The organism is Mycetocola reblochoni REB411 (assembly GCF_900163835.1).
In the GTDB taxonomy this organism is placed as follows: domain Bacteria; phylum Actinomycetota; class Actinomycetes; order Actinomycetales; family Microbacteriaceae; genus Mycetocola_B; species Mycetocola_B reblochoni.
The window spans coordinates 20961-32311 of sequence record NZ_FUKR01000046.1 but is presented as its reverse complement, the minus strand read 5'-3'; the positions used below and the strand labels follow the sequence as shown (position 1 = coordinate 32311).

Genomic DNA, 11351 nt, shown 5'->3' with positions numbered 1-11351 from the left:
CCGCGGGGCCTGCACAGGACGCGGCACGGGGCGACGGTCCCGCGCCCTCGGGTGCCTCGGCGGTGCCGGACGTCCATGCGGTCCACGCGGCGTGGGGGATCCCGCTCGGCACGGCGCCGTCCCCCGACCCGGCCCCGTCGGCTCCCGAGCAGGACGGTCGCCCGGCGGCGAGCGACGGCGCTGCGTCCGACGACGAGGCGAGCGATGCCGTCGCCCCCGCGGACGCCGCGCCTCGGGAGGCCATCCCCGGCGATGCCCCGAGCGGAGCCGGCGCCGGGTCTGGCACCCGAGCGGCCCAGGCCCCCGCAGCCGAAGCGCAGACACCCCCCGCGACCGCGGTCGGCGGCGAGGTCACGCTCCAGCGCGTCAGGGACGCCTGGCCGCAGATCCTCGACTCGCTGTCGGAGGCGGACAGGCCCGCGTGGGTCATCGCCGCGACGGCCAGCATCCTCGACTACCGTTCGGACGGCGTTCTCGTGCTCGAGTTCCCGAGCGCGGGCGACGTCGAGAGCTTCAAGCACCGTCCCGCCGACGGCGGGCCCTCCGCCCGGCTCCGCGAGGCGATCACCGCGGTCCTCGGAGTCGAGGTCAGGTTCATCGCCCGTCGCGCTCCCGGTGGTCCGGGTGGTCCGGGTGGGTCGGCCCCCGAGACCGGCCCGTCCGGCACGAGCGGCCCGGCCGGTACCGTCGCGGACACGGCGCCGGTGGCCCCCGCCGCGGCCCGCGCGGACGACGCCGGGCAGAGCGGGCCGGGTACGTCGGCAACGCGGCCGTCCGCATCGGCTCCCGCTGCGTCCGGTGCCGACGCCTCCGCACCGTCCTCCGGCTGGGACGTCGTGTCGATCCCCGGTTCGACCCGCGCGGACGATGCCGGACCGCAGGCGGGCCGGGCATCCGGCGGTCGGCCGGCCACGGCGCAGCACAGCTCGGCACCCGACGCCGTGGTCCGCGCCGGGTGCCCCCGGTGCCCCGTCCCCGCGATCCGGGGGGAGTCGTACCGCGTCCGGGCGGCTGACGGCCGTGCCGACCGCCGGCAGCGAGCACCCCGCGCAGTCCCGCCGCTACGGCGAGTCCGTGGTGCGCGAGCTGCTGAACGCCCACTTCCTCGAGGAAGAGCCCTACACCCCGCCGTCCCGATTCAGCAGAGAGGCCTGACCCGTGTACGAGGGAATCGTTCAGGACCTGATCGACGAGTTCAGCCGCCTCCCGGGCATCGGCCCCAAATCGGCCCAGCGCATCGCCTTCCACATCGTGCAGACGGAGAACCTCGACGTCACCCGCCTGGCCGAGCTCCTGGCCACGGTGCGAGAGAACATCAAGTTCTGCCGCATCTGCGGCAATGTCTCCGAGCAGGAGACCTGCGGGATCTGCCGCGACCCGCGCCGCGACAGCACCATCATCTGCGTCGTCGAGGAGTCCAAGGACGTCGCCGCCATCGAACGGACCCGCGAGTTCCGCGGGCTGTACCACGTCCTCGGCGGCGCGATCAGCCCCATCGACGGCATCGGACCCGACGACCTCAGCATCCAGCCGCTCATGCAGCGACTGGCCGACGCGAGCGTCACGGAAGTCATCCTCGCCACCGACCCCAACCTGGAGGGCGAGGCCACGGCGACCTACCTCACCCGTCTGCTCACGACCCTCGAGATCCGGGTGAGCCGCCTCGCCTCGGGGCTCCCGGTCGGCGGGGACCTCGAGTACGCCGACGAGGTCACCCTGGGGCGTGCCTTCGAGGGGCGGACGACCCTCCGCTGAGCACCGCGGATCGCGCCGGATCAGTCCCGGGGCGGACCGCCACCCGCTCCCGTCACCTCCGCCATTCCGCTGCCGTGATCGGCTGAGCCCTAGACTGAGAGCTCACGCCCCGCAGATCCCACGCCCCGGTGGACCCGGCGCCGCCCGCGGATCTCAGGCCCCCCGCAACACAGGAGTCAATACGTGAGCCTCATCGTGCAGAAGTTCGGCGGTTCCTCCGTCGCCGACGCCGAAAGCATCAAGCGCGTCGCCAAGCGCATCGTCGCCACCCGGCAGGCGGGGAACGACGTCGTCGTCGCCGTGTCGGCGATGGGCGACACCACGGACGAGCTGCTCGACCTGGCCTACCAGGTCAGCCCGCTCCCCGACCCGCGCGAGCTCGACATGCTCATGTCCAGCGGCGAGCGCATCTCCGTCTCCCTCCTGGCGATGGCGATCAGGAGCATGGGGCACGACGCGACCTCGCTCACCGGCCCGCAGGCGGGCATGCGCACCGACAGCCATTACGGCGCCGCCCGCATCGTCGACGTCACGCCGACCCGCATCCGTGCCGCGCTCGACGGCGGCAGCATCGTCATCGTGGCGGGGTTCCAGGGCCTCAGCGCCGACACGGAGGACATCACGACCCTCGGCCGCGGCGGCTCGGACACGACGGCCGTCGCCCTCGCGGCCGCGCTCGACGCCGACGTCTGCGAGATCTACACCGACGTCGACGGGATCTTCACCTCCGATCCCCGGGTCGTCCCCAAGGCGCAGAAGATCGACCGCGTCACCAGCGAGGAGATGCTCGAGCTCGCCGCGCACGGCGCCAAGGTCCTCTACATCCGCGCCGTCGAGTTCGCCCGACGCCACGGCGTCACCCTCCACGTCCGTTCATCGTTCAACAACAGCGAGGGCACCCTCGTGTACAACCCGAAAGAAGGTGAGGAAGTGGAGCAGCCCATCGTCACCGGCGTCGCCACCGATCTCAGCGAGGCCAAGGTCACCGTCGTCGGCGTCCCCGACGTCCCCGGCAAGGCGGCCCAGATCTTCACGCTCATCGCCAAGACCGAGGCGAACGTGGACATGATCGTCCAGAACGTGTCGGCCGCCGCGACCGGGCTCACCGACATCTCCTTCACCCTGCCCAAGTCGGAGGCGCAGCAGGTGCTCACCGTGCTCAGGGCGGAGAAGGACGCGATCGGCTTCCAGACCCTCCAGCACGACGACCAGATCGGCAAGCTCGCGCTCGTCGGGGCGGGGATGAAGGCGAACACCGGTGTCTCGGCGAAGCTGTTCGATGCCCTGCACCGCGCGTCGATCAACATCGAGATGATCTCGACGAGCGAGATCCGCATCTCCGTCGTGACCAGGGCCGACACCGTGCACGAGGCGGCGCGGGTCATCCACACCGCGTTCGGCCTCGACGGGACCGAGGACGCGGTCGTCCACGCCGGAACGGGGCGCTGAGCTCGCACCCCGCCGGGGCGCGCCGCCCACATGGGCGTCATCGCGTCCGGTAACGCGTCCGCGCGCGTCGGCGGGCCGTGCCCGGGGCGGCGTCTCGCCGTAAGCTAGTCGAACACGTCGCGGCGGCAACCGCCGTCGCCTCAGGGACAGGTAAGGGATCAGAATGTCGAACGGTGTGCGCCTCGGCGTTGTCGGTGCAACGGGTCAGGTCGGAAAGGTCATGCGGACGCTGCTGGAGGAGCGCGAGTTCCCGGTCGAGGACATCCGGTTCTTCGCCACGGCGCGCTCGGCCGGCAGCACGATCACCTTCCGCGGCCGCGACTACACGGTCGAGGACGTGGCCACGGCCGACCCCGCGGGCATCGACATCGCCCTGTTCTCGGCCGGCGCCACCGGTTCGCGCGCCCACGCGCCCCGCTTTGCCGAGGCCGGAGCGCTCGTCGTCGACAACTCCAGCGCCTGGCGCATGGACCCCCGCGTTCCGCTCGTCGTCAGCGAGGTCAACCCCGAGGCGATCGGTGACGCCGAGATCGGCATCATCGCCAACCCGAACTGCACGACCATGGCCGCGATGCCCGTGCTGACCGTCCTCGACCGTGAGGCCGGGCTGGAGCGGCTCACCGTCAGCACCTACCAGGCCGTGTCCGGCTCGGGTCTCGCCGGGGCGGAGGAGCTCGCCGGGCAGGCGTCGGCAGCCGTCGCCAGCGGCCGCCTGCTCGACCTGGTGCACGACGGCTCGGCCGTGGAGCTGCCCGCTCCGGCCATCTACGTGGCCCCCATCGCCTTCGACGTCATCCCGCTGGCCGGCTCGATCGTCGACGACGGCGAGGGCGAGACCGACGAGGAGAAGAAGCTGCGCAACGAGAGCCGCAAGATCCTCGGCCTGCCGGAGCTGCGGGTGTCGGGCACCTGCGTGCGCGTGCCCGTCTTCACCGGCCACTCGCTGAGCATCAACGTGGAGTTCGCCCGCGAGCTCAGCCCGGAGCGGGCGACGCAGCTGCTCGCCGACGCCCCCGGTGTCACGCTCAGCGATGTGCCCACCCCCCTCACGGCTGCCGGGACCGACCCGTCCTACGTCGGCCGTATCCGCGCCGATCAGGCCGCGCCGGCCGGCCGGGGTCTGGCACTGTTCATCTCGAACGACAACCTCCGCAAGGGCGCCGCGCTGAACGCCGTCCAGATCGCGGAGGCCATCGTCGCACGGCGCGCCGAGGCGGTCGCCTGACCGTCGCCCCCGTCGTCCCTCGACGGCCCCCGTCCGGCCCGCGCGGCTGTGCGGGGGCCGTCGTCCGCGTCGGGGGCGGCGACATAGACTAGAGGGCATGTCCTCGGAGAAAACGGTCGATGTTGTCCTGATCGGTGGCGGGATCATGAGCGCCACCCTCGCCTCGCTCATCACGCGACTCCAGCCGGACTGGTCGGTCCAGGTGTTCGAGCGCCTGGGCGACGTCGCCCAGGAGTCGTCGAACCCGTGGAACAACGCGGGCACCGGTCACGCCGCCCTGTGCGAGCTGAACTACATGTCGGAGTCGGCCGACGGCACGCTCGACCCGGCCAAGGCGATCGGCATCAACGAGCAGTTCCAGGTCAGCAGGCAGTTCTGGGCGAGCCTCGTCCGTGACGGCTCACTTGGCGACCCCGGGAGCTTCATCAACTCGACCCCGCACATGACCTTCGTCACCGGCGAGAAGGACGTCGCCTACCTGCGGCGGCGGTACGAGGTGCTCCGCGAGCAGCCCCTCTTCGCCGGGATCGAGTACAGCGAGGACAGCCGCGTCATCAACCAGTGGGCGCCCCTGCTCATGCGCCGTCGTCGCGCCGGCGAGCCCTTCGCCGCGACGCGCATCCCCGCGGGGACGGACGTCGATTTCGGCTCCCTCACGCACCAGCTCTTCGACGCCGTCACGACGGCGGGCGCGGTCCTGAACACCGACCACGAGGTGCGATCGCTCCGCAAACAGCCCGACGGCACGTGGACGGTCGGCTATCGCAACCTCCTCGGCCGGGTGCCGGGGCGGGTCAACGCGCGCTTCGTCTTCGTCGGCGCGGGCGGTTGGGCGCTCAAGCTGCTGCAGAAGGCCCGCATCCCCGAGATCAAGGGGTACGGAGTGTTCCCGATCTCGGGAGAGTTCCTGCGCACCGACAACCCGGAGATCGTCGCCGCGCACGAGGCCAAGGTGTACAGCCAGGCCAAGGTCGGTGCGCCGCCGATGTCCGTCCCCCACCTGGACGCCCGCATGGTCGACGGGCAGCGCAGTCTACTGTTCGGCCCCTACGCGGGGTTCAGCCCGCGGTTCCTGAAGAAGGGCCGGCTGCTCGACATCGTCGCCCAGGTCCGTCCGGGGAACCTCGTCCCCATGCTCGCCGTCGCCAAGGACAACCCCGGTCTGATCAGGTACCTGCTCTCCCAGCTGACCGCGAGCAGGGCGACGAAGTTCGCCGAGCTGCAGGAGTTCATGCCCACGGCGAGGCCGGAGGACTGGTACCGCATCGTCGCCGGTCAGCGCGCCCAGGTCATGAAGAAGGACCCGGAGCGCGGGGGAGTGCTGCAGTTCGGCACGGAGGTGATCTCGTCGGCCGACGGCACGATCGCCGGCCTGCTCGGCGCGTCCCCCGGCGCCTCGACGGCGGTCCCGATCATGCTCGACGTCCTGCGCCGCTGCTTCCCCGACCGCATCGACGGCTGGGAGGACGGCATCCGCGGGCTGATCCCCAGCTACGGATCGACGCTCAACAACCGGCCGCGGGCCGCCGACGAGACCATGCGCGCGACGGCCGAGGTCCTGGGCATCAGCCTCTGATGGCGAAGCTGTACTTCCGTTACGGAGCGATGAACTCGGGCAAGTCGACGGCGCTGCTGCAGGCGGCCTTCAACTACGAGGAACGCGGGCACCGTGTGCTCCTGGCGAAGCCGGCGGTCGACACGAAGGCGGAGCAGAGCATCAGCTCGCGGCTGGGCATGGACCGCGTCGTCGACGTGATCATCGGCGAGTCCGACGACAGCTACCGGCTGTTCCAGGCGGCGAGGGAGTCCTTCCGCCTGGCCACGGGTGAGGACGTCTCGTGTCTGCTCATCGACGAGGCGCAGTTCCTCACCGAGGCGCAGGTCGACGGCCTGCTGCTCATCGCCCTGCTGGAGGGCGTCCCCGTTCTCGCCTACGGCATCCGCACGGACTTCCGGACGGTGGCCTTCCCCGGCAGCCGTCGCCTGCTCGAGGTGGCGCACAGTCTGGAGGAGCTCAAGACGATCTGCCGTTGCGGGCGCAAGGCGATCTTCAACGGCCGCACGGTCGACGGCGTCTTCGTCTTCGACGGCGACCAGGTGGCGATCGACGGCCAGGCCGTCGGCTACGAGTCCCTCTGTGGCGTGTGCTACCTGGCCGAGTCGGGCGGCGTCATGGGGCATCGACCGGCCGGCTGAGCGGCGAGGCGGGTCGTCGCGGTCCCCGCGGGGCGACTGTGCCACCGCCGTGTGTCCGAGGAGTCGCTGCCGCCGCGTGCAGGCGGAACCGCCACCGCCGCGTGTCCGCGGAGCCGCCGAACGCATGACACGTTCGCGGGCGCCGGGCTAGTCGAGGCGCTTCGACATCTTGATCGACGTGGTCTCGTAGCCGAGCGAGGCGTACAGCCGCTGGGCCCCCGTGTTGAAGCCGAACACGCTGAGCCCCAGCTCGTCCGCGCCGTTCTCCCTGGCGAAGCGCTCGGCCCGGAGCATCGTTCCCCTGCCCAGGCCGCGGCCGCGTGCGGACTCGTCGACGAGCACATCCCACACCCACCACTGGACCCCGCCGTCCCCGCCGCGCGAGGCGGCCTCGCCGAGCCAGAGGTAGCCGACGCGCCTCCCGTCGTGGACGATGTGGAACACGTGCTGGCCCGGGGGAACCCGGCCCTCGGGGAACTGCGCGGCGACGGAGCGCCGGGCCACGGCCTGCGCGGAGGCGTGGTCGCGGCCGAGCCTGACCAGGTCGGCGGTGTACTCGGAGACGCTCCGCTCGATCCACTCGGTGAGGTCCGCACCGGTGATCGGCTCCAGATCGGGAAGGGTGGCGGGGGAGGTCACGATTCGCGTCCGTGGCTGAGCAGGGGGATGAGCTGCTCGGCCAGGTAGTCGGCGGTGTCACGCCACCCGGTGACCGCGTGGGTCGCCGTGCCGGTGGCGATCACGGGGTAGTCATTGCCGTCCGGGTCGAGACGGTCCCCGACGAAGAGCATGTCGCTGCAGTCGATCCCCGTCACCTCGGACAGGCGCCGCATGCCGTACGCCTTATCGATTCCCCTGTGGGTGATGTCGATCGAGGTGGAGCCGCCGGAGCGGACCTCGAGGTCGGGCAGCTCGGCGGCGACGGCGGAGCGGAGTGAGGACTTCTTTCGCCCGTCCGGGTCCCAGGCCTGCTTCTCGGCGACGGGGGCGCTCTGGCCGAGCGCGGAGTAGGTGATCTGCGAGCCACGGTCCTCGAGGATCGGGCCCCAGCTGTCCTCGCGCCACAGCCCGAGGCGCCGTGCCTCCGCCTCGACGGCGGCGAGCGCCCTGGACTTCTCGTCGGCGCTGAGGTCGTTGGCGTACCGCTGGACCCACACGCCCCCCTCCGCCCTGAGGTAGCGCGTGCCGCAGGTGGGCATCAGGTGGAGCCGGTCCGCCTCGTCATCGGAGAGATCCAGCCGGTCCAGCACCTGACTCCGGAACTGCTCGAACCGTCCGCCGGAGATGATGCAGACGGGCACGAGGTCGAGAAGCCGGGTGAGCAGCTGCGCCATGCGCGGATCGATCGGGCTCTTCGACTCGGCGAGGGTGTCATCGAGGTCGAACGCGACGAGCGCGGGCGTGCGGGTCATCTCGGTGCTCTCCTGTGCGGGTGGCTGGTTCTCTGGTGGCGGGGTCGGGAACCCGTCCCCGATCCTAGCGTCCCGGCCCGGGCGCGACCGGGCCGCTCGGCCGGGGCGGTGGTACGAGACGCTCTCCGATATGGGCTATGCTGGGAGAGGCCTTCGGGGTGTGGCGCAGCTTGGTAGCGCGCGTCGTTCGGGACGACGAGGTCGCAGGTTCAAATCCTGTCACCCCGACCAGTGACTCCCGGTCCGTGCTCAGCACGGACCGGGAGTTTTTCTCTGCCCGCCGGGGTCATCCGCGACGGGCTCGCCCAACCGGGCCTGGATCCGTGCCGCGGCCCGCCCCTGTCCTGCAGCTCAGCGCGGCGGTGTGGCCTGCGAGTACCTCGCCGCGCGGTCGACCTGGTCCCGGGTGAGCTCCACCCCCGTGTAGGCGGTGAACTGCTTCGCCGCCTGCAGGGCGATCACCGCGTCACCGCTGACCCGCTCGACACCCGCGTCCTCCGCGGCGGCGATGAGAGGCGTCCGCCAGGGGGAGGCGACCACGTCGATGACCGTGCTGGCCGCGGCGACGTGGTCGGCGGGGAACGCCAGTGCTGAGGCATCCGGCCCGGTCATGCCGATCGGCGTCGCGTTGATCAGGGTGGCGGCGCCGGGGGAGGGCAGCGACGTCGTCGCGCGGAACCCGTAGCGGGCGGCGAGGGCCGCCCCGGCCGTCTCGGTCCGGGAGAGCACCGTGACCGCCTCGGCTCCTCTGGCGTGCAGCACAGCGGCGATCGCCTTTGCCATTCCCCCGGTGCCGCGCAGCAGCACGGGCAGCGCGGGGTCGACGTTCCGCTCGGCCATCAGCGTCTCGATCGCGAGATAGTCGGTGTTCGACGCCGTCAGCACCCCGTCGTCGTTGACGATGGTGTTGACGCTGCCGATGGCCCGGGCCGACGGCTCGAGCGCGTCGACGAGGGGGATGACGCTCTCCTTGTGCGGCATGGAGACCGAGCAGCCGCGGATGCCGAGGGCCCTGACCCCGGCGATCGCGCCGACGATGTCGGTCGTGCGGAATGCCTTGTACAGCAGGTTCAGACCCAGCTCAGCGGCGAGGAAGTTGTGGAACCGGGTTCCGATGTTGGTCGGGCGCGATGAGAGGGAGATGCAGACGACGGTCTCCGCGTCGATCGCGTGCGGTGCGCGCGTCATCGTGCCGGGGGCGTCCACGCGAGCGCCTCCGCCGCGTCGTCGTACCAGTGGCCGGAGGGAATCGTCTGCAGCTCGAACAGGGTTCCCCACGGGGCGCGCACGTACACGCTGGCGTTGCCGTCGGTGTCCTCGTGGGCCGAGTTGGCGTGCGGCTCCGACAGCGCCTCGCCTCCGGCCGCGACGGCGCGCCGGAGCGCGCCGTCGATGTCGTCGACGTACACGGAGACGTGGTTCAGTCCCAGGTCGGCCAGTCCCGCGGCGGGCTGCCGCTCGTCCACCGCGATCTCGAAGACCTCGAGGCCAGGGCCGACACCGATCTGGACCATGCGCTGGCGGACGATCCGCGCGCCGCGCGGCAGGCCCAGCTGGCGTTCGGTCTCCGCACCCTCGCGCGGGGGATCGGCGGGGGTGAGGCCGTCATAGGCGACCCGTCCGGCGAAAGCCTCGCGGAGGAACACCGTCGCCGCATCGAGGTCGGGAACCGTCAGGCCGAGATGGTTGATCCCCCTCGGCAGCGGGCCGAACGCATCGTCCTGCGGCGGCAGGGGAGGCACGGCGGTCGCCTCGGTGGTGGCGTCGCCGATGATGTCGACGGCGTCGCCGACGACGACGACCGTCGCCGACCTGTCGAGGAACGCGGGCTCGTCGGCCGCGACGACGGTGGTGAAGGTCTCGGAGCCCAGCACCGCCTCCATCCCCTCCTCGCTGTCGAACCACAGCTCGGCGGTGCCGTCGAACCCGGACTCGGGCAGGGAGGACGGGGTACGCGCGGCGGGGTGGGTCTGCGTGTAGCGGATGAGGTGCTGCCTGCCCTCGGGGATGGAGCGCATCAGCGCCCCGTGCACGGTGATGTGGTGGTGGATGAACTGCTCCCGCGTGAGCCCCTCGGCCCTCTTCAGGAACATCGTCAGCTTGATCATGGTCGCTCCGTCCCCGGGACACCGCCCGTGAGTCCAGTATTCATCGCCGGGAGCCCGACGTGGCGTGCGCGCCGACGGGGCGGCCGAGTTCGCAGGTCAAACGATTTACTATGCTCGGACCGTGGCCCCGACCCGTGTGACGATGGCGCGTCTGGCCTCTCGGCTCGACGTGTCCGTCTCGACGGTGTCGAACGCGTACAACCGCCCCGAGAAGCTGTCCGCCGAGCTGCGCGAGCGTGTCCTCGGTCTCGCCGCCGAGCTCGGCTATGCGGGCCCCGACCCGGCCGCGCGGAGCCTGCGCCGCCGGCGCACCGGGGGCATCGGCGTCGTGTTCACGGACGAGCTGCCGTTCGTGTTCACCGATCCGGCCTCGGCCGGCTTCCTCGCCGGTGTGGCGGAGACGCTCGCCGTGAGCGGCCAGCACCTCGTCCTGCTTCCCGCCGGCTCGCCCGATCACCGTCGCCCTGCGCCCGTCGACTCCGCGGCCGTGGACGGGGTCATCTTCCACTCCCTGCCCCGGGGCGAGGCAACGCTGGCACTGCTGAGGCGGCGCGGAGCGCCTGCCGTCCTCGTCGACCAGCCGCCCGACGCCGAGGGGCTGTCCTGGGTCGGCCTCGACGAGGAGGACGCCATGAGGGGAATCGGCGAGCTGCTGGCTGCCCGAGGCCATGAACACGTCGGCTGCATCTCCTCGCGACTGGGCACCTCGCCGCGCAACGCACGTGCCAACCCCGGCCGGGTCGCCGGCTCCCGCTTCACGATCCCGCGCGACCGCGTCCGCGGGCTCGAACGCGGGCTCGGCAGACCGGTCGTCGTCGAGGAGCGCTGGCACGTCACCGCTGCCGCCGGTGCGGACGCGGCGGCCGCGCTGCTCCGGCACGACCCGCGCATCACCGCGATCGCCTGCGTCGCCGACAGCTACGCGCTCGGTGTGCTCGCGTGGGCCAAGGCGCACCACATCCAGGTTCCCCGCCACCTCGCCGTCACCGGCTTCGACGACGTCCCGGCGGCCGCGGGCGCGGGTCTCACGACCGTCAGGCAGCCCTTCGCCGAGAAGGGCAGGACCGCCGCGACCGCGCTCAACGACGCGATCGACGCGGGGGCACCGCCGCGACGGTTCGTTCTCCCCACCGCCCTCGTCGAACGCGCGAGCACGGGGCGCACCCGCCGCTGAAGCGGCAGGGGACCCGCGCCCCGTCCCGCCAC

Annotated in this window: 11 protein-coding genes, 1 tRNA gene and 1 pseudogene; 8 read left to right on the top strand and 5 right to left on the bottom strand. The window is 71.9% G+C overall.

The window, feature by feature from the left end; translation table 11 throughout:
• Positions 1-430, bottom strand: a pseudogene (locus FM119_RS14030) (hypothetical protein); the annotation flags it as partial.
• Positions 431-1020: 590 nt separating this feature from the next.
• Here FM119_RS14030 and FM119_RS14335 point away from each other — a divergent pair.
• The 6 genes from FM119_RS14335 to FM119_RS08155 all read left to right on the top strand — a co-directional run bounded on the left by FM119_RS14335 (position 1021) and on the right by FM119_RS08155 (position 6625).
• Positions 1021-1155 (top strand): hypothetical protein, encoded by a 135-nt coding sequence (locus FM119_RS14335; RefSeq protein ID WP_276327882.1) that lies wholly within the window; start codon positions 1021-1023, stop codon positions 1153-1155.
• 3 nt (positions 1156-1158) lie between these two features.
• Positions 1159-1755 carry a recombination mediator RecR gene (recR, locus tag FM119_RS08175; protein WP_087137183.1) on the top strand — a complete coding sequence of 199 codons (597 nt, stop codon included), beginning with the start codon at positions 1159-1161 and terminating at the stop codon, positions 1753-1755.
• 183 nt (positions 1756-1938) lie between these two features.
• Entirely contained in the window at positions 1939-3204 is a 1266-nt protein-coding gene (locus FM119_RS08170; RefSeq protein WP_087137182.1) for an aspartate kinase, read from the top strand.
• A 163-nt stretch (positions 3205-3367) separates the two neighbouring features.
• A complete protein-coding gene (locus tag FM119_RS08165; RefSeq protein ID WP_087137181.1) occupies positions 3368-4429 on the top strand; it encodes an aspartate-semialdehyde dehydrogenase in 1062 nt (353 codons plus the stop codon).
• A 97-nt stretch (positions 4430-4526) separates the two neighbouring features.
• Positions 4527-6005 carry a malate dehydrogenase (quinone) gene (mqo, locus tag FM119_RS08160; protein ID WP_087137180.1) on the top strand — a complete coding sequence of 493 codons (1479 nt, stop codon included), beginning with the start codon at positions 4527-4529 and terminating at the stop codon, positions 6003-6005.
• Positions 6005-6625: a thymidine kinase gene (locus tag FM119_RS08155; protein WP_087137179.1), complete on the top strand. Its 621-nt coding sequence runs from the start codon at positions 6005-6007 to the stop codon at positions 6623-6625. The genes mqo and FM119_RS08155 overlap by 1 nt, the downstream gene beginning before the upstream one ends.
• A 147-nt stretch (positions 6626-6772) precedes the next feature.
• On the opposite strand, the gene FM119_RS08150 is transcribed toward FM119_RS08155, so the two are convergent.
• Complete coding sequence (locus tag FM119_RS08150; RefSeq protein WP_245827388.1) at positions 6773-7264, bottom strand: GNAT family N-acetyltransferase; 492 nt, start codon at positions 7262-7264, stop codon at positions 6773-6775.
• The gene (locus FM119_RS08145; RefSeq protein WP_087137178.1) at positions 7261-8037 is read right to left on the bottom strand and encodes an HAD-IIB family hydrolase; all 777 of its coding nucleotides are present in this window, start codon (positions 8035-8037) and stop codon (positions 7261-7263) included. Before FM119_RS08145 ends, FM119_RS08150 begins: the two co-directional genes overlap by 4 nt.
• 154 nt (positions 8038-8191) lie before the next feature.
• On the opposite strand from FM119_RS08145, the gene FM119_RS08140 reads away from it, so the two are divergent.
• A tRNA-Pro gene (locus FM119_RS08140) sits at positions 8192-8268 on the top strand.
• Between the two features lie 120 nt (positions 8269-8388).
• Here the strand turns inward: FM119_RS08140 and FM119_RS08135 are convergent.
• Together FM119_RS08135 and FM119_RS08130 are read right to left on the bottom strand one after the other, a co-directional pair.
• Positions 8389-9225, bottom strand: a complete 837-nt coding sequence (locus FM119_RS08135) for a shikimate 5-dehydrogenase (protein ID WP_087137186.1) — start codon at positions 9223-9225, stop codon at positions 8389-8391.
• A complete protein-coding gene (locus tag FM119_RS08130) occupies positions 9222-10145 on the bottom strand; it encodes an EthD family reductase (RefSeq protein ID WP_087137177.1) in 924 nt (307 codons plus the stop codon). The genes FM119_RS08135 and FM119_RS08130 overlap by 4 nt, the downstream gene beginning before the upstream one ends.
• A gap of 121 nt (positions 10146-10266) precedes the next feature.
• On the opposite strand from FM119_RS08130, the gene FM119_RS08125 reads away from it, so the two are divergent.
• Positions 10267-11319, top strand: a complete 1053-nt coding sequence (locus FM119_RS08125; protein ID WP_143822658.1) for a LacI family DNA-binding transcriptional regulator — start codon at positions 10267-10269, stop codon at positions 11317-11319.
• Positions 11320-11351: the final 32 nt, after the last annotated feature.